This is a genomic window from Thiothrix lacustris DSM 21227, from assembly GCF_000621325.1.
In the GTDB taxonomy this organism is placed as follows: domain Bacteria; phylum Pseudomonadota; class Gammaproteobacteria; order Thiotrichales; family Thiotrichaceae; genus Thiothrix; species Thiothrix lacustris.
This window is the reverse complement of record NZ_JHYQ01000026.1, coordinates 35,527-53,926: the sequence shown is the minus strand read 5'-3', so window position 1 is coordinate 53,926 and position 18,400 is coordinate 35,527. Positions and strand designations below refer to the sequence as shown.

Here is an 18,400-nt window from a genome sequence, read left to right as displayed (position 1 = left end):
GATAGCTGATCCCTACGCATTATGCTTCTAGTGTGGAAAAAATCCCTGTCACACAACATATTGTGTCAAGACTTTTCAGTGATGATTTTCAAAGTTATACACAACCCCTCCACACCAACAGCAAAAATTGACATTACACAAAATAATACCACGAAAAACAGAAGCAAAATGGCAACACAATGATTTAAAAAGGATTTTTCATTGTTGTTTTTTTACACAATGTGGCAATAATCCTTATAAAACAAGCCACCTAGCATCCTTCAAACAAAACTTTCCACATAGTTATCCACAGGTTCTGGGGATAACTCACTTAAGATCATGATTCAGCTAATATTAAGATCACCCTATAAAGGCCTTGGGAGCATCCCTATCGAAAGGCATATACAGGCAAGCCGCCCGTTTGGTTAGAATGTTGGTCGATTGCGCATTCACATTCTAGAGAGGAGAATTCCAATGTCCCAAAAACACCCAGTTATCGCTGTAACAGGTTCCTCCGGTGCAGGCACCACCTTCGTCAAACGCGCGTTTGAGCACATTTTCTTCCGTGAAAAAATCACGGCAACAGTGGTGGAAGGCGATAGCTTCCACAGCGTTACCCGTGCTGAATTCAAGCAGCGCTCCGCAGTAGAAAGTAATTTCAGCCACTTTGGCCCTCACGCCAACGACTTCCACTCACTGGAAGCCCTGTTCAAAAGCTACGGCGAAACCGGCAGCGGCAAAAAGCGCTACTACCTGCACAACGATGCTGAAGCCGTGCATCACGTCAAGCGATTGGCGGATTTGGGTGTGGCTTGTAATGCGAGTTCTGGCGAATTCACTCCGTGGGAAGACACCGAAGCCAACACAGACATCCTGTTCTACGAAGGGCTGCATGGCTTGGTGAAAGATGCCAGTACCACTAAGAAATACGGTGGCTACGACGTGGCTAAATACGTGGATCTGGGCATTGGGGTTGTACCCAGCGTAAACCTTGAATGGATCCAGAAGATTTCCCGTGACCACGCTGAGCGCGGCTATTCACCGGAAGCGACCGTCGACACCATCATGCGTCGGATGCCGGATTACATTAACCACATCACCCCGCAATTCTCACGCACCCACATCAACTTCCAGCGTGTGCCGACCGTGGATACCTCCAACCCGTTCATTGCGCGTGATATTCCATCACCGGATGAAAGTTTCGTGATCATCCGTTTCGCTGACCCGAAACGTTTCAACGTGGACTTCCCATTCCTATTATCCATGATCCACGACTCCTTCATGTCACGCCGTAACAGCATCGTCGTGCCGGGTGGCAAAATGGTACTGGCCATGGAACTGATTCTGAACCCGATCATCCATGACATGATTGAAGCGAAGCATAAAGCGTAAGCTCATCCCCTCGGCGTTACAGTTGCGAGCGCATCGCCTCGCAACGTAATGCTGCGGTTTCAGCGGCATAAGGTTCTGGAACAAACTTCCCCCATACCGGTGCAGGCCAAGCCGCATCACGCTGAAAGCGAGCAATGTGGTGCAAGTGCAATTGCGGCACCATATTCCCCAACGCGGCCAGATTCAGCTTGTCAGGCTGGAATAATGCCATCAAAGCACTGTTAACCTGATCCGACTCTGCCCACAACTGCTGGCGTTCTGCTGGCATCAATTCATGGATTTCACGAATACCCGCACGGCGTGGCACGAGGATGAACCACGGGTAACGCGACTCATCCATCAACAATACCCGGCACAGCGGCAAATCCGTCACCAAATGGGTATCTTGTGCCAATTGCGGGTGCAAGCTGAAACCCGCTTCGTGTTCACTCATGGCTGTGTTTCCTGCATGGCTTTGAGGGTATCAGGGCTAAATTCAAACGAATCGTAAAACAGTTGTGCTTCTGGCAGGCCATGCGCCAAAAATGCGGTTTTCGCAGCATTCACCATCGGCGGTGGGCCACTCAGGTACACATCATGACCGGATAACGCCGGGAAATCAGCCGCCACGGCCTCATGCACCCAACCAGTACGCCCTAGCCACTGATCTTCCGGCTGCGGTTCGGACAGCACTGGCACATAAGTCAGGTGCGGGTGGCGAGAAACCCAACTGCGTATAACGTTATCCATGTACAAATCCGCCTTGGCACGCACGCCCCAGTACAGATGCACCGGCTTTTCCAAACCTTGCGCCATCATCTGCTCCAGCATCCCCTTGAGTGGCGCAAACCCCGTACCGCCCCCCATCAGGATCAACGGACGTTCTGATTCGCGCAGGTAGAAACTGCCCAATGGCCCTTCAATCCGCAACAACGCCTTTTCCTTCATCTCATTGAACACATGGTTAGTGAAATACCCACCTGGCACATGACGGATATGCAATTCCAGAAACTGGTCGTTAAACGGCGCATTCGCCAACGAAAAGCCCCGGCGCTTGCCATCTTTCAGCAAAATGTCGATGTATTGCCCCGCCAAAAAGCGCAAACGTTCCGACGCAGGCAATTTCAGGGTCAGTTCCATCACATCATCCGCCAGCTTGCGCAGCTTTTCGACCCGCACCGGCAACGCCTTGATTTCAATATCCGGTTCTGTGCCCACACGCGGGGAATCAATTTCCAGATCGCTCAACGCCCCCGCCATGCACAGAAAGGCTTTACCGCGCTCCTCATCGTAAGGAGCCAGCCCTTGCGGCTCACCAAACGGGTAATGCACCTGACCACTCAGCACCGTTGCGGCGCACGAACCGCACACCCCGCCCCGGCAGCCATATGGCAAAGCCACGCCTTGGCGCAAACCCGCCTCCAGCACCGTTTCATTCGCCTCTGCCAAAAAAGTATGCCCGGAGGGCTGCACCGTTACCTTGAAAGTCATCGCATTATCCATTGAAGAATCAAATTGACTGATTTTAACCTGCTGGTGCGGCTTGTGCTATTCTCCAGAATTTTCATCCACTTGTTGCCCCGGAGAATACTATGCGTATCGGAACCCCGCTCTCCCCTTCAGCCACCCGCGTCATGCTGCTTGGCAGCGGCGAACTTGGTAAGGAAGTCATCATCGCCCTGCAACGTTTAGGGGTCGAAGTGATCGCGGTAGACCGCTACCCGAATGCGCCGGGGCATCAAGTGGCACACCGTTTCCACAGCATCAATATGGCCGACCCGGCAGCCTTGCGAGCCTTGGTGGAAGCCGAAAAGCCGCACTTGATCGTGCCTGAAATCGAAGCGATTGCCACCGATGAATTGGCCGCCATCGAAGCGGCTGGCCTTGCCGAAGTCATCCCCACCGCCCGCACCACGCAATTGACCATGAACCGCGAAGGCATCCGCCGTCTGGCAGCGGAAGAACTCGGCGTACCGACCTCGCGTTACCACTTCGCCTCCAGCCTTGCCGAGATGCAGGCCGCTGCTGATGATGTGGGCTACCCGTGTTTCGTCAAACCTGTCATGTCCTCTTCCGGCAAAGGCCAATCCATGCTGAAAAGTGCGGCGGATGTGGCTGATGCATGGGAATACGCCCTTTCCGCTGGGCGCGTCAATCATGGGCGCGTGATCGTGGAAGAATGCATCCACTTTGATTACGAAATCACCCTGTTGACCGTGCGTGCCGTGGGTGCGAACGGCGCAATCGAAACCCACTTTTGCGCCCCCATCGGGCATCGTCAGGTCAAAGGCGATTACGTCGAAAGCTGGCAGTCACAACCGATGACCGACAGCGCCCTTGCCAAAGCGCAAGACATCGCCTCAAAAGTCACCGGCAATCTCGGCGGACGTGGCCTGTTCGGAGTGGAATTATTCGTCAAAGGTGACGACGTATGGTTTTCGGAAGTTAGCCCACGCCCGCACGACACCGGCATGGTGACAATGGCAACGCAGTTTCAGAACGAATTCGAGCTGCACGCCCGCGCGATTCTGGGCTTGCCGGTGAATACGTCGCTGCATTCTACGGGTGCAAGTGCGGTGATTTACGGCGGCATGGACGCAGAAGGCATCGCGTTTGAAGGCGTAGAACATGCGCTGCAAGTGCCGGAAAGCGACATCCGCCTGTTCGGGAAACCCGAGTCATTCGAGCGGCGGCGTATGGGCGTAGCATTAACGCGTGGCAAAGATATCGATGAAGCTCGCGCACGTGCAGTGGAAGCCGCTCAGCGAGTCAAACCAGTCGTAGATTAACAATCTTACGAAAATTCAGCACAAAAAAACCCGGCACAAGGCCGGGTTTTTCTATTCGGTATAAGCCGTGGGGGGCTTCTTACCAACGACCACCGCGTGAACCGCCGCCGTTGCCGCCACCGAAACCACCGCCACCGCTGCGATTGTTATCGCGTGGTGCTTGTGGCTTCGCTTCATTAACTTTCATGCCGCGACCGCCCATATCAGCGCCGTTCAGGCCGTCGATAGCTTTTTGTGCTTCGCTGCTGCTAGACATTTCTACGAATGCAAAGCCTTTGTTCTGCCCAGTATCACGGTCAGTGATAACGCTAACAGATGTAACATCGCCGTATTGAGCAAATTTTTCTTGCAGGCTTTGTTGAGTAACGGAATATGGCAAGTTGCCAACGTAAAGCTTAGTAGCCATGAGAACCTCCTAAAGGTTTCAGTAAACCGCTCAAGAGGATGTAGGCGAAATACCCGCAGACTCGATAGAAACGATATTGTAAAAAGTGTGACTATACAGGTTTTCGGGTAAGAAGAAAGCCAAATATTTGGATTAACTAGCAACTGCTATGCAGATTGCCAGTTAATCTGTTCTTGAGTGCTCAGGCAGAGGCACCATCATCACTCACATCTAGTGCAGCCTTGCGCTCTGCTTCTGCCCGTTGCAGGTGCAAATCAACAGCGGCTTTGTGGCGTAACTCAATGATATCCTTGCGCTCTTCCCAACGCTTTTCCAGAATGTTTTCGTGGGTAGGAATGGTTTGCTCATCAAACAATACCTGACGCAACAAGCGGAAACCGAAGCGTTGCAGCACCACGTCATCTTGCCATTCGTGACGCATTTCTTCACTGATCACATAAACCTTGGAGAAAGCGGGGCTTTCCACAAAACGGCGGAAACGGTCAATGTCAAAACTGGCCATGAAATACAACTGGTAGCTAAGCGGATCAGGCTTGCCAATCGCGGGGCCTGCCGATTTCTTTTTCAGCATCAACTGCATCCACTCGCGGTTGATTTCGTCGTATTCCGGCACGCCTTGGGCAGCGCGGTAATCGCGGACGGTCATAACCTTTTCGGTATTCCAACCCTGGCAATGCGCTTCCTTGTTACGGAAATAGAATTGCACGTCTTGCGAGGAGTCCGCCGCACGGTGCGACAGCAAACCCAGCCCGTAATAGCGGCACGCCGCCGGACGGTCTTCGTAGACGCTGCAACCTTCCTCACGCACAAACAGGCAGGTTTTGTTGTCATCGGTACGCAGCTTGATACCGGGCAAGCCTTGCCCATCGACCTCAAACGGCACGGTATGTTTATCGAGGAATTCGCTGGATGTCATTCCCAAACGCTTTTTCAAACGCAGGATGTCATACGGCGCGAGTGTCACATCGGCCGCTTTACAGCAAATGTTGAAACAGGAAACACCAGGGTGACAGTCAAACTGAATGGTGGTGTCATCCGTCAGCAGTTCAGGGACGAGGGTGCTGTGGAATTCCTCAGGAATATTGAGTTTTTCAGCCATAATAATGGTTACCGGGGTGTGGTCTGTGAAAACAGAAAGTATAAAAAGAACACCCCTGCTATGCAAACAGGGGTATTCACTGCAAGGGTGTTGATTTACTTACAGTTCAAAGGCAGGCAACTTCTTCTCCAGCAATTCATGCTTGAGCGTCACATACTTCGGCATACCGTTTTCGTATGGCGGGTAATCTTCACCGTCGATCAGCGGCAGCAAATACTCGCGGCAAGCCTCGGTAATGCCATAGCCATCTTCAGTGATGTATTCCATCGGCATCATTTTTTCGACGTTGGCAATGTCTTTCAACTCACCCACACCGATGTGCCACGCATACGGCTTGTTGGAATCGCGGATAACCGCTGGCATCACCGAGTTCTTGCCTTCCATCGCCAGCTCAACCGCTGCTTTGCCCAGCGCATACGCCTGTTCCACATCCGACTTGGATGATAGGTGACGTGCCGCACGTTGCAGATAGTCCGCAACTGCCCAATGGAATTTATAACCCAGCGCATCCTTGATCATGTTAGCCACGACCGGGGCAGCACCGCCCAATTGCGCATGACCGAAGGAGTCACGTGTGCCCTGCTCTGCCAGGAATTTGCCGTCAGGGTAATGGCAGCCTTCAGACACCACGATGGTGCAATAGCCGTACTGTTTCACTTTCGCATCAACCGTTGCCAAGAATTTCTCTTGGTTGAACTCGATTTCTGGGAATAGGATAACTACAGGAATATCGTTATTGGCATCTGTCGCCAAACCGCCTGCGGCTGCAATCCAGCCTGCATGACGACCCATCACTTCGAGCACGAAAATCTTGGTGGAAGTCGCACACATAGACGCCACGTCATAGCTAGCTTCACGAGTAGACACCGCAATGTACTTGGCAACCGAACCAAAACCAGGGCAGTTATCGGTAATAGGCAGATCATTATCGACAGTTTTAGGGACATGAATCGCCTGAATCGGGAAGCCCATTGCATCAGACAACTGCGAAACTTTCAAACAAGTATCCGCCGAGTCACCGCCACCGTTGTAGAAGAAGTAGCCAATATTGTGCGCTTTGAACACTTCGATCAAACGATCGTACTCACGCTTATTCTTTTCCAGACTTTTCATCTTGTAACGGCAAGAGCCAAAAGCACCAGAGGGGGTATGACGCAGCGCCGCCACATCTGCCGCAGAAATTTTGCTGGTGTCGATCAGGTTTTCCAGCAGTGCGCCGATGATACCGTTTTGACCAGCGTATACTGTGCCGATCTTGTCGCCGTGCTGGCGGGCGGTTTCAATCACGCCACAGGCGGATGCGTTGATAACGGCGGTAACACCACCGGACTGGGCGTAAAAAGCATTCTTGACGGTCATAACACAAACTCCTCTATGCGGTCTCTCAAACTAACGTGTGGATTTAAGTCGTGGGGAAATTTTTATTGCGCTCACTCTCATGGTCTGCCTGCAAACGCAGCAGGAAGAGAACACAGTCACCTAAGTCGGTGTATTCTTCAATGCCGGTGTTGAATTGTTCTTTAGCAGAGTAGAAAAATTGTGAACGGTAGCGATTTTCACCCGTCTTAGCGACGAGGAAGGTACAAGCGTCATGTTCCCAATACATCGCCGGGCAAGCGGTTACTTCGCGGTCACCCTTGGAGAGCCGTAGCTCCACCTCGACCTCCTCCGCTACGATGCCACCTTTGCGCCAACGCTCATTAATACTTTGCTGGATAATGGATTTTTCGAGGTCGGTCAAATCAGGAATTGCCATGATGCTGCCTCATTAGTGAACGGTTGTACTGCCAAAGTCGGTAGGTGCACCGGATTCAATCCCGTGCAATAACTCTTCCTTGCTAGCATCACGAATCGCAATAACTTTGACGTGGAAAGTCATGGTTTGCCCTGCAAAGGGGTGGTTGCCATCCAAGGTAACGGACTCTTCGGTGACACTGGTCACGGTGAAGGTTTTAATCTCACCGTTTTCGCCTTGAAACTGTGCTTCAGCCCCCAGCCGACGATAAGGTGGTGGCACATGCTCAATGTCTTGCACCAGAATCAGGTCAGCATCGGCTTCGCCCCATGCGCCATCAACGGCCGGAACTTCAACCGACACTTCATCACCCACGCGACAACCAACCAAGGCTTTTTCCACCACGTCATACAAGCGGTTATGGCGCATAAATACCATGCTCAAGGGTAAGTCCACTTGTTCCATGATGTCGCCATGACGGTCAGCGATACGGTACGTAAACTGGACTACCTTACCGGCTGCCACTTTTTCGGGAGATGCAGTCATTGTCGCTCCTAAATAAATTGTTCCCTTCGACTTCGCTCAGGGAACGGGATGTCGTTTAACCCAATGCCACGAAAATCTGATCGCGGATAGCATCAACCGAACCAACACCTTCGACACGGATATAACGTGGCGCCCGAGTATCCCCAGATGCTGACCAATCAGTGTAGTAACCGATCAGGGGTGCGGTTTGTGCGTGATAAATTTCCAGACGCTTCAATACGGTTTCTTCCGCATCATCAGCACGCTGGATCAGGTCTTCGCCGGTTTCGTCGTCTTTGCCTGCAACCTTAGGTGGGTTGAATACAACGTGGTAAGTGCGGCCGGAGGCAACGTGAACACGGCGGCCACTCATACGGCGCACGATTTCAGCGTCATCAACCGCGATTTCAACCACCGCGTCAATATCAACGCCTTGAGTTTTCAGAGACTCGGCCTGAGCCAAGGTGCGTGGGAAACCGTCGAACAGGAAACCATTCGCGCAATCTGCTTCAGCAGTACGCTCTTTGACCAGACCGAGAATGATTTCGTCAGAAACCAAACCGCCTGCGTCCATCACTTTTTTAGCTGCAACACCCATTTCGGTGCCAGCCTTGACAGCGGCACGTAACATGTCGCCAGTCGAAATTTGCGGGATATTGTATTTTTCTTTGATGAACCCAGCTTGTGTGCCTTTGCCAGCACCTGGACCGCCTAACAGGATAATTTTCATGCAATGATTCCTCCACTTTACTACCGTAGATGTAAATCAGGGCATCATGAGATGCCCTGATTTGGCCTAAACCCGATAGTAAGGTTTAGTGCTGTTTGCAAGCAACCCTTTATTAATGGGCAGCGGGCTTGAACAGCTTGGACTTGTCAACCAAGTCTTTGTGGGCGCGTTTGAACACGTTCCAAGTCTTGGTGTTTTTGTCGTAAACAGAGTTTACGAAGCAATGCCAGTTTTCTTCGTCTACCAGGTTGTAGTCCATACGGTAGTAGAAACCAGGGTAACGGCTTTCCTTACGGAATTGGATGTGCTTCATGTGCGCTTCAGCCGTCAGGATACGGTGATAGTTTTCCCATGCGCGGAGCAGTTCGTGCAGGTCTTTTGCACGCATTTTCTGCGCATCTTCTTTCAACATACCCAGCTTTTCTTCCGCTACCGCCAGCATGTGACCGTTGGTAGTGTAGTAAGTGGCAACACCTGCTACATATTCATCCATGATTTTTTGCAGACGGAACTGCAACATACGTGGCGTGATGTAGTGTGGGTTTACGTCGATCGCCGTGGTGTAGTCCTTGTGCTCAAGGAAAGTACGCACTGGCTGATAGATTTCGTTAACCAGATCTTCAACAGGCGTGTCCAGTGTAGGCACCCAGTCTTTGTTGTCCATGACGAACTTAACCATAGACTGTGCACACATACGGCCTTCAGTGTGTGAACCAGAAGAGAACTTGTGACCAGATGCACCAACGCCGTCACCAGCAGTGAACAGGCCACGTACTGTCGTCATTGAGCGATAGCCCCAGTTCCAGCCTTGTGGCAGGTGAGCAGGGATTTTGTCTGCTTCTGGATGCTCTTCAGTCGTTGGAGCGCCCACGTCTTCAGGACCAGAAGCCCAGATACCACAGCAGCCTGAGTGTGAACCCAGCAGGTACGGTTCGGTAGGCATCAGTTCAGAGTTTTTCTTCTCTGGCTCGATGTTTTCACCCACCCAGATACCGCACTGACCGATACACATGTCAAGGAAGTCTTCCCAAGCTTCTGCTTCCAGATGCTTTACTTCACGAGGAGACAGTGTTTCACGCAGTTTAGCCAGAGCGGTAACGGTATCCATATAGATAGGACCGCGACCTTCTTTCATTTCCTTCAGCATCAAGTGGTTACGCAAGCAAGATGCTGGAACCGCTGCCTGACCATACGGAGGATAGTCGTTCAACAATTCTTTGTTCTTGGTCATGTAGACTTCGCCGTAGGCGTTAGTCGCTTGCGCTTTGAACAGCAGGAACCATGCGCCAACCGGACCGTAGCCGTCTTTAAAACGGGCTGGAACGAAACGGTTTTCCATCATGGTCAGTTCTGCACCGGCTTCAGCAGCCATGGTGTAGGTGGAACCTGCGTTCCATACTGGATACCATGCACGGCCTTGGCCTTCACCAACGGAACGTGGACGGAAGATGTTTACGCAACCACCGGCTACCAGCAGGCAAGCCTTGAATTTGTAAACGTATACTTTGTCTTCACGGGTAGAGAAGCCAACAGCACCCGCCACGCGGTTTTTGTCGTTAGCATCATTGACCAGCTTAACGATGAACACACGTTCCTGAATGTTGTCAGAACCCAGTGCTTTTTTCGCAGCTTCAGCAACGATCCACTTGTAGGATTCGCCGTTGATCATGATTTGCCATTTACCGGAACGAACTGGCTCGCCACCGTCTTTCAACAGCTTGCCACCTTCTTTTGGCCAAGTAGCGCCGTCAAAACGCTCGCCGTTGACTGTTTTCCAGATGGGAAGACCCCATTCTTCAAACAAATGCACGGAATCGTCAACGTTACGGCCTAAGTCGTAAGCCAAGTCGTCACGGGTGATACCCATCAGGTCGTTGGAAACCATGCGAGCGTAGTCCGCTGGATCTTGGTTTGGACCGATGTAAGTGTTGATCGCAGACAGACCTTGTGCAACGGCACCAGAACGGTCCATTGCTGCTTTGTCGATCAGCTTAACCGTGATGTCAACGCCTGCTTCTTTTGCAGCGCCGATCCAAGGCATGATTTCATACGCCGCGCCGCACGCAGCCATACCGCCACCGATGATGAGGATGTCAACTTCTTCTTGGACAACCTCTGGATTACCAAATGTACCTGCCATTTGTGTTTCCTCAATACTTAAGAGTTAATAACGAAGCGTGTCTTGTAATTTACCAATTACTTGCAAATCAGTTCAGCCGGGTTGCCAGCGCGGTAGCCACCCATGACATCACGCGTCAACAGGGCTTTACCGAGGTTAGCCAGATCAGCTTTCGGCTTGCCGCCGTAGCAATCAATGGAACCTTCTGGGGTAGTACGGATCGGGAACTTGAAACGCTTCATGGTGCCGTTACGGAATTTGATAGACCACATGATGGAATCCTGACCACGCAATGGCTGTACAGAACCGCCGAGTGGTACAACGTCAGCATAGTGACGTGCTTCAATCGCGTTGGAGGGGCAGATTTTAACGCAGGAATAGCATTCCCAGCATTGATCCGGCTCTTGGTTATACGCTTTCATCGCGTGGCCTGTCGCAGAACCGTCAACGTCCAGCTTCATCAGGTTGTGGGGGCAGATGTACATGCAAGCGGTGCGGTCGCCGCCTTTGCAGCCATCACATTTGTCAGTACGTACAAACGTAGGCATGGTGTAACTCCTTGAAATTGATTGTATTGCTACATATGGTCACAGAACTCAACCAGTGAAGCCTGTTGCCCTTTCCTCAAAGCTCAGACTGCACCAGAGATACTTTAAACAGACTTAACTATTCTCACTTTGATAATAATCGATCAGGATCTGGGCGACTTCAGGGCGCGAAAACTCTTTGGGTGGTGCAATGCCATTGCCAAGCATTTCACGAACTTTAGTACCAGAAAGCAGGACAAAATCTTCTTTCTGATGATCGGGTGCTTCACACATCATCACAACCTTATCCAGCTTTTTGGAGTAAGCGGTGTGGTCTGCGCGGAAGATTTCGATATCAAGGGCGTCTTTAGGCACTTCATTATCGAAAATTTCCTGAGCATCAAATGCACCGTAATGATCGCCAACACCGGCATGGTCACGACCGATAATGAAATGTGTCGCACCCATGTTTTGGCGGAATACGGCATGTAATACCGCTTCTTTTGGCCCCGCATACAACATGTCGAAACCGTAACCGGTGACCATCGCGCTGTTCGGCGGGAAATACAGCTCAACCATCTTGCGGATGGCGGCATCACGTACCGGCGCGGGGATGTCGCCTTTCTTCAACTTGCCCAGCAGCATGTGGATGACCAAGCCATCACAGCCGAGACGATCCATCGCCATGTGGCACAGTTCTTCGTGTGCTAAGTGCATCGGATTACGGGTCTGGAAGGCAACAACCTTCTCCCAGCCGCGTTCGGTAATTTCATTGCGAATTTCAACAGCAGTACGGAAAGTATCCGGGAATTCGCTTTGGAAGTAGGAGAAGTTGAGAACCTTGATCGAACCTGACAGGCAAAACTTGCCTTGGGAATTGAACGTATCTGCACCGATATGCGCTTCACCTTCAGCAGGACGATAAATCTGCTGAGTCATGGTAGCCATTTCTGTGTCAGTGAACTCTTCGACACCCTCGACATCCATCACGGCAAGTACCGGATGCCCTTCCACGTTGGGGTCTCTCAGTGCAATACGATCACCGGCCTTGATACTGCCAGCATCTTCAAGCAGGTTCAGCACGGGTGTTGGCCAAAACAGGCCAGAAGTGGTGTGCATATTGCTCGCGACTGACAGCGCATCTGCTTTGTTCATGTAGCCAGTCAGCGGGTTGAAGTAGCCACCACCGAGCATCACAGCATTCGCTGCTGTCGCAGAGCTGACTACGATTGAAGCAAGACCTTCTGCTTCTTTCAGCAGCGCTTCGTTTTCAGCACTGTCATATACGAATAATGGATTCAGTTCGTCAGAACCATGAGGCTTGATCATGCCAATCTCCCGTCAGTGTGTGGTACTCGCCAAATCTTGTGTAGATTTTTAAGTGACCAACACCAATTCTATTCAGTATAGAAAAATTTCATTAGCCACTTGCTTGAAATTTTGAACCACGAACACTTTATACACTTTTAGTGCGCAAACCAATGAGTTTGTTTCTTCTGTATCATAAGGAAATTGTATCAAATACGTCTGTAAATGCTTATATTTAAAGTATATTATAATATTTGCATATTTTTATATGCCGATGAACAATTAGTTGATTTTATTACTGGGTTATTCGTAATTACCTGAATATACTTCAGGTTTTGGCTTTTGCACGACGTTGCAACCAGACATCCAGCCCTTGAGCATTCAGGGTCGCATCCACTGCCAGTAATTCACGACTATCCCTTTCGGGAAGGCTTACCCCATGAGCAACTATCTCTTCAAGCCAGGTACAAAAAATCCGCTCTTTGAGGGTATCGACGCGTCTTTCTGGTGCATTTTCCTCCGCCAGCGCCAATTGAGCCAAATTCTCAACACTCGCACGCAATGTTGGCAGCAGCCCCTGCACATCCGTTACCCGCCCGTAATGCGTCAATAACATCGCCGCCGGGTTCAACGCCGCCAGCTTATCCAGACTGCGCTGCCAGTCTTGCGGGGAAAAGGCCACGGGTGTGGTGGGTGCAAATATCCACGCTCCCCGATCCGTCACAAATTCGCGGTAAGCGATCCCAAAAGTATCGCCCGTAAAGCAATAACGGCTCTGCTCATCGAAAATGCAGCCATGATGATTGGCGTGCCCAGGTGTGTCGATGAACATTAGGGTGCGGCCATTCAGATCAATTGCCTGACCATCTTGCGCAATCACCACCCGCTCCTCAGGCACTGGAATCAGTTTGCCGTAATCCTTGGCAAAGCCTTCCTCACCATAAACAGCCGTTGCCCCCGCCTGCAAGCGGGACGGGTCAATCATGTGTGGCGCACCCTTAGGATGCACAAGCATGGTGGCATTCGGGCAACGCGCCATCAGCTCACCCGCACCACCGGCATGATCCAGATGCACATGAGTGGGGATGACGTAACGCACCTGCTCAGCCGTTAACCCCAGATCCGCTAACACTTCCATCAGCATGGGAATGGTGTGGTACGTGCCCGTGTCGACGAAAGCGGCCTCATCACCTTCTCGCACCAGATAGCACGCCGCCATTTGCGGACGGTAGAGGTCAGTATCAATACAATACACACCATTGCCCAAGTCTTCGTAACGTGCCGCCATATCCACTTCCTCCACTCATCTATACTGCAGTGCAGCAGTATAAACAGAAAATCAGGGAATTTGTCACTTGTCCCTGCAATTTGCGTATAATCATTAATCCTCACCACCACAGTCAGAATTAAAGGAGGCAGCCATGGCTCGCACCCCTTCCACCATGTTGGAACTTGGTACCGAAGCACCCGATTTTGCCCTGCTAGAACCAGCCAGCGGGAAAATAGTTACGCGTCAGGATTTTTCAGGCAAGCCCTTGTTAGTGGCCTTCATTTGCAACCATTGCCCCTATGTCATCCTGATCCGCGAAGTGTTCACACAACTCGCTAGGGATTATCAGGAACGCGGGGTAGCCATCGTCGCCATCAACGCCAATGACGTTGCCAATTACCCGGACGACAGCCCCGAAAAGATGGTCGAAGAAGTCAATAACCACGGTTACACCTTCCCCTACCTGTACGACGAATCGCAAGCTGTTGCCAAAGCCTATCAGGCAGCCTGCACCCCCGACTTATACCTGTTCGACGAACACCATACACTGTTTTACCGTGGGCAATTCGATGATGCTCGCCCCAGCAGCGATGTTCCGGTAACAGGTAATGACCTACGCCATGCACTCGATAGACTGCTGGACAACATGTATCCGCCTGCTGACCAAAAAGCGTCACTCGGCTGCAATATCAAATGGAAAGCCGGTAATGAACCGGACTATTACGGAACTTGAAACACATGAAACGCCCTGAATTGCTTGCCCCTGCTGGCACACTCAAATCCATGCGCCACGCCTTCGCCTACGGTGCGGATGCGGTGTATGCAGGCCAACCGCGCTACTCGCTGCGGGTGCGCAACAACGACTTCAAGAACGACATCCTTGAAGTGGGCATTGCGGAAGCACATGCCCAAGGCAAGCAGTTTTTTGTCGCGGCGAATATTTCCCCGCACAACAGCAAGATTGGCACGTTCATGCACGACCTTGCTCCGGTGATTGCGATGCAGCCGGATGCGCTGATCATGGCTGACCCCGGCCTGATCATGATGGTGCGCGAGAAATGGCCAGAAATGCCGATTCACTTATCGGTACAAGCCAACACCGTCAACTACGCTACGGTGAAATTCTGGCAAAGCATTGGCTTGACCCGCGTCATTTTGTCCCGCGAACTGTCGCTGGATGAAATCGCCGAAATCCGCCAGCAATGCCCGGATATGGAACTGGAAGTATTCGTCCACGGTGCCTTGTGTATCGCCTATTCCGGGCGCTGCCTGCTATCAGGTTACTTCAACCACCGCGACCCGAACCAAGGCACTTGCACCAACGCCTGCCGCTGGGAATACAAAACCACTGAGGCAGTAGAAGCCGCTGAAGGTAAATTCGTCCCCAAAGAAGCAGTATTGCCGATGGATTTGTTCAATCAGGCACAAAGCATGGGCAGTTGTGGCAATCAAGAACGCCACCCGCTGGCAGACAAGGTGTACTTCCTCGAAGAAACCAAGCGCCCCGGCGAGTTGATGCCAGTGATGGAAGACGAACACGGCACTTACATCATGAATTCCAAGGATTTGCGTGCCATTGAACACGTGCAGCGCCTAACGGAAATCGGCGTGGACTGCCTCAAGATCGAAGGCCGCACCAAGTCACATTACTACGTTGCTCGCACCGCGCAAGCTTACAAACAAGCCATTGATGACACACTGGCAGGCCGTGCATTCGACCCCAAATTGCTGGGCGTGCTGGAAAACCTTGCCAACCGGGGTTACACCGACGGTTTCTACGAACGCCACCACACCCACGACTACCAGAACTACATGCAAGGCGCGTCGATGGGGCATCAGCAACAATTCGTCGCCGAGGCCATGAATGTCGACCGTGAAAACGGCTGGATCGAGCTGGATGTAAAAAACCGCTTCAGCGTCGGCGACCGGCTGGAACTGGTATTACCTACCGGCAACCGCGAACTGGTGCTGGAACGCATGGAAAACCTCGAAGGCATTCCCGTCACCACCGCACCGGGCAGTGGCCACAAAATGCGCATTCCGCTCCCCGAAGGTGTGGATACCGACATGATTTTGGTCAGCCGTTTCCTGTAGGTATCAACAAGCAGCCAATCCGCGCCGTTTATCCCTACACTTACTGCCCCACTGATTAATTTCAGTAGAATCATTAGCGTATTAACCAACAATCGTGGAAATATATGCGCTTCGGTTTACTGTTTTTAGTCTTGGTGCTCGGCTTTTCCGTGTTTTCTGTGAATGCGGAAATTTACCGCTGGGTAGACGCCAGTGGTAACACGGTCTATGGCGATAACCCGCCAAAGCAAGGTGCTGCCAAACCTGTGAATTTACCCTTGCTGACGGTAGCGGATAGCCCTGCCCCTAGACAAAACACCCCCACCAGCGCCTCGGCAACTGATAAAAAAGCCGAAGCCACTGATGCAAACGCCGAAGCCTATTCCGATTTCAAGATCACCTCCCCGGTGGCGGATGAAGCCATCCGCGCCAACGAAGGTAACGTGACCATCACTGTATCCCTGAAACCGCAACTCAAACCGGGCGATGGCATAACCCTGTATCTGGATGCAAAACAGGTAGCCGCCGGTAGCTCGCTATCCTTTGCCCTCACCGAAGTGGAACGCGGCGAACACAGCGTGTTTGCCGTGTTGAGTGATGCCAGCGGCAACATTATCCAAAACACCGAACCTGTTAAATTCAACCTATTGCGGTACTCAGCCCTGCAAGGCCAATAGACCTACCCGCGCTATTCACGCACCCCGAAAATCGCCGTACCAATGCGCACGATGGTTGCGCCTTCGGCAATCGCCGCTTCCATATCATCTGTCATCCCCATCGACAGGGTATCCAGCGTGAAACCTTGCGCAATCAGCGCTTCTTGACACTCCCGCACTTGCGCGAAGACGGCGCGTTGCCTGGCAAAGTCATGTTCCGGGGCAGGAATCGCCATCAAGCCACGCAAACGCACGCCCGGTAACGCCGCAACCTCAGCCGCAAGCGCGGGCAACTCCCTCACTTGCACCCCGGACTTGCTGGTTTCACCACTGATATTCACTTGCAAGCAAATATTCAGGGCAGGCGCATCCGCAGGCTTTTGCTCACTAAGGCGCTTTGCCACCTTGAAACTATCAACGGAATGCACCCAACGAGCGGTTGCTGCAATTAGCCGGGTTTTGTTGGACTGGATAGGGCCGATGAAATGCCATTCGATATTGGCATCGGCCAATTCAGCCGATTTTTCAACCATTTCCTGCACGTAATTCTCGCCAAATAAGCCCTGCCCCGCAGCAAGCGCCTCACGGATATTCGTGGCGGGATGCTTTTTACTGACAGCCAGCAGGCTGACGCTGCCCGGCTCGCGACCGAAACGCTGTTCGGCAGCGCGGATGCGCTCGCCGATTGTCTGGATATTGTCATGGATTGTCATGATTTGTGTTACTTTCCTCACCAATTAACGACCTAAACAACCAACACGAATAATAACAACAATGGATATTACCCAACTGCTGGCGTTCAGCGTCAAAAACAATGCTTCCGACTTACACTTGTCGGGGGGGATGCCACCGATGATCCGTGTCGATGGCGAAATGCGCAAGATCAACCTACCCGTGCTTGACCACAAACAGGTACACGCACTGGTTTACGACATCATGAACGATCACCAGCGCAAAAACTACGAAGAACACTGGGAATGCGATTTCTCGTTTGAAATCCCCGGCGTGGCACGTTTCCGGGTCAATGCCTTCAACCAGAACCGTGGTGCAGGCGCGGTCTTCCGTACCATCCCCAGCAAGGTGCTGACGCTCGACCAACTCGGTGCTCCCGGTATTTTTCGCAAAATTTCCGAAAATCCACGCGGTTTGGTGTTAGTGACGGGACCCACAGGTTCAGGCAAATCCACCACGCTGGCAGCAATGGTCGATTACAAAAACGATACCGATTATGGGCACATCCTCACCATTGAAGACCCAATCGAATTTGTCCACGAAAGCAAAAAAAGTCTGGTCAACCAACGGGAAGTCCACCGCGACACCAAAGGCTTTGAAGCCGCCTTGCGTTCCGCCTTGCGTGAAGACCCGGACACCATTCTGGTTGGGGAAATGCGTGACCTCGAAACCATCCGCCTCGCCCTGACCGCTGCCGAAACCGGGCATTTGGTGTTTGGCACGTTGCACACCACTTCCGCCCCCAAAACCATCGACCGTATTGTCGACGTGTTCCCGGCAGCGGAAAAGGAAATGGTGCGTTCGATGCTTTCCGAATCCCTGCAAGCGGTCATCTCTCAAACCCTGCTGAAGAAAAAAGGCGGCGGACGGGTAGCAGCACACGAAATCCTCATCGGCACACGCGCAGTACGTAACCTGATCCGCGAAAACAAAATTGCACAAATGCGTTCCGCAATGCAAACCGGGCAAAGTGATGGGATGCAAACCCTTGACCAGTCACTCAAAAATCTGGTGCTGAAAGGGCTAGTCGATCGGGAAACCGCTCGCCGCAAAGCTGAAAACCCGGACTCCATTTAAGCAG

General features: G+C 51.9%; 19 protein-coding genes. 6 read left to right on the top strand and 13 right to left on the bottom strand.

The features are described 5' to 3' along the window. The first annotated feature begins 453 nt into the window (after positions 1–453). The gene (locus tag Q394_RS0113185; RefSeq protein WP_028489687.1) at positions 454–1,371 is read left to right on the top strand and encodes a phosphoribulokinase; all 918 of its coding nucleotides are present in this window, start codon (positions 454–456) and stop codon (positions 1,369–1,371) included. A 16-nt stretch (positions 1,372–1,387) separates the two neighbouring features. Here the strand turns inward: Q394_RS0113185 and Q394_RS0113180 are convergent, their stop codons facing one another. Continuing rightward, positions 1,388–1,804 carry an HIT domain-containing protein gene (locus tag Q394_RS0113180; protein ID WP_028489686.1) on the bottom strand — a complete coding sequence of 139 codons (417 nt, stop codon included), beginning with the start codon at positions 1,802–1,804 and terminating at the stop codon, positions 1,388–1,390. Next, on the bottom strand, positions 1,801–2,841 hold the full coding sequence (locus Q394_RS0113175) for a CDP-6-deoxy-delta-3,4-glucoseen reductase (RefSeq protein ID WP_028489685.1): 1,041 nt from the start codon (positions 2,839–2,841) through the stop codon (positions 1,801–1,803). Before Q394_RS0113175 ends, Q394_RS0113180 begins: the two co-directional genes overlap by 4 nt. A 101-nt stretch (positions 2,842–2,942) precedes the next feature. Here Q394_RS0113175 and purT point away from each other — a divergent pair, with 101 nt between their 5' ends. Beyond that, positions 2,943–4,139 carry a formate-dependent phosphoribosylglycinamide formyltransferase gene (purT, locus tag Q394_RS0113170; RefSeq protein WP_028489684.1) on the top strand — a complete coding sequence of 399 codons (1,197 nt, stop codon included), beginning with the start codon at positions 2,943–2,945 and terminating at the stop codon, positions 4,137–4,139. Between the two features lie 79 nt (positions 4,140–4,218). On the opposite strand, the gene Q394_RS0113165 is transcribed toward purT, so the two are convergent. From Q394_RS0113165 to Q394_RS0113120, 10 genes are all read right to left on the bottom strand, one after another. Beyond that, a complete protein-coding gene (locus Q394_RS0113165; protein WP_028489683.1) occupies positions 4,219–4,545 on the bottom strand; it encodes an RNA recognition motif domain-containing protein in 327 nt (108 codons plus the stop codon). A 181-nt stretch (positions 4,546–4,726) separates the two neighbouring features. Continuing rightward, a complete protein-coding gene (locus Q394_RS0113160; protein WP_028489682.1) occupies positions 4,727–5,644 on the bottom strand; it encodes a YkgJ family cysteine cluster protein in 918 nt (305 codons plus the stop codon). 99 nt (positions 5,645–5,743) lie between these two features. Continuing rightward, positions 5,744–7,003, bottom strand: a complete 1,260-nt coding sequence (locus Q394_RS0113155) for a 6-phosphofructokinase (protein WP_028489681.1) — start codon at positions 7,001–7,003, stop codon at positions 5,744–5,746. A 43-nt stretch (positions 7,004–7,046) separates the two neighbouring features. Next, positions 7,047–7,400 (bottom strand): hypothetical protein, encoded by a 354-nt coding sequence (locus Q394_RS0113150; protein ID WP_028489680.1) that lies wholly within the window; start codon positions 7,398–7,400, stop codon positions 7,047–7,049. Positions 7,401–7,412: 12 nt separating this feature from the next. After that, a complete protein-coding gene (locus tag Q394_RS20345) occupies positions 7,413–7,925 on the bottom strand; it encodes an FKBP-type peptidyl-prolyl cis-trans isomerase (protein WP_038141530.1) in 513 nt (170 codons plus the stop codon). 55 nt (positions 7,926–7,980) lie between these two features. Next, a complete protein-coding gene (gene adk, locus Q394_RS0113140; protein WP_028489679.1) occupies positions 7,981–8,634 on the bottom strand; it encodes an adenylate kinase in 654 nt (217 codons plus the stop codon). A 112-nt stretch (positions 8,635–8,746) separates the two neighbouring features. After that, positions 8,747–10,774, bottom strand: coding sequence for an adenylyl-sulfate reductase subunit alpha (aprA, locus tag Q394_RS0113135; RefSeq protein ID WP_028489678.1), 2,028 nt, complete (start codon positions 10,772–10,774; stop codon positions 8,747–8,749). Between the two features lie 56 nt (positions 10,775–10,830). Beyond that, positions 10,831–11,301: an adenylyl-sulfate reductase subunit beta gene (gene aprB, locus Q394_RS0113130; protein WP_028489677.1), complete on the bottom strand. Its 471-nt coding sequence runs from the start codon at positions 11,299–11,301 to the stop codon at positions 10,831–10,833. Between the two features lie 114 nt (positions 11,302–11,415). After that, positions 11,416–12,609 carry a sulfate adenylyltransferase gene (gene sat / locus Q394_RS0113125; RefSeq protein ID WP_028489676.1) on the bottom strand — a complete coding sequence of 398 codons (1,194 nt, stop codon included), beginning with the start codon at positions 12,607–12,609 and terminating at the stop codon, positions 11,416–11,418. Between the two features lie 307 nt (positions 12,610–12,916). Continuing rightward, positions 12,917–13,876 carry an MBL fold metallo-hydrolase gene (locus Q394_RS0113120; RefSeq protein WP_028489675.1) on the bottom strand — a complete coding sequence of 320 codons (960 nt, stop codon included), beginning with the start codon at positions 13,874–13,876 and terminating at the stop codon, positions 12,917–12,919. 133 nt (positions 13,877–14,009) lie between these two features. Here Q394_RS0113120 and Q394_RS0113115 point away from each other — a divergent pair, with 133 nt between their 5' ends. The 3 genes from Q394_RS0113115 to Q394_RS0113105 all read left to right on the top strand — a co-directional run bounded on the left by Q394_RS0113115 (position 14,010) and on the right by Q394_RS0113105 (position 16,608). Further along, a complete protein-coding gene (locus tag Q394_RS0113115) occupies positions 14,010–14,591 on the top strand; it encodes a thioredoxin family protein (protein WP_028489674.1) in 582 nt (193 codons plus the stop codon). 5 nt (positions 14,592–14,596) lie between these two features. Then, positions 14,597–15,952 carry a prephenate-dependent tRNA uridine(34) hydroxylase TrhP gene (gene trhP / locus Q394_RS0113110; protein WP_028489673.1) on the top strand — a complete coding sequence of 452 codons (1,356 nt, stop codon included), beginning with the start codon at positions 14,597–14,599 and terminating at the stop codon, positions 15,950–15,952. Between the two features lie 104 nt (positions 15,953–16,056). Continuing rightward, positions 16,057–16,608, top strand: a complete 552-nt coding sequence (locus tag Q394_RS0113105) for a DUF4124 domain-containing protein (RefSeq protein ID WP_028489672.1) — start codon at positions 16,057–16,059, stop codon at positions 16,606–16,608. 11 nt (positions 16,609–16,619) lie between these two features. Here Q394_RS0113105 and Q394_RS0113100 read toward each other — a convergent pair whose 3' ends face one another. Beyond that, a complete protein-coding gene (locus Q394_RS0113100; RefSeq protein ID WP_028489671.1) occupies positions 16,620–17,300 on the bottom strand; it encodes a YggS family pyridoxal phosphate-dependent enzyme in 681 nt (226 codons plus the stop codon). A 61-nt stretch (positions 17,301–17,361) separates the two neighbouring features. Between Q394_RS0113100 and Q394_RS0113095 the strand changes: the two genes are divergently transcribed. Then, entirely contained in the window at positions 17,362–18,396 is a 1,035-nt protein-coding gene (locus Q394_RS0113095) for a type IV pilus twitching motility protein PilT (protein ID WP_028489670.1), read from the top strand. Positions 18,397–18,400 lie beyond the last annotated feature (4 nt).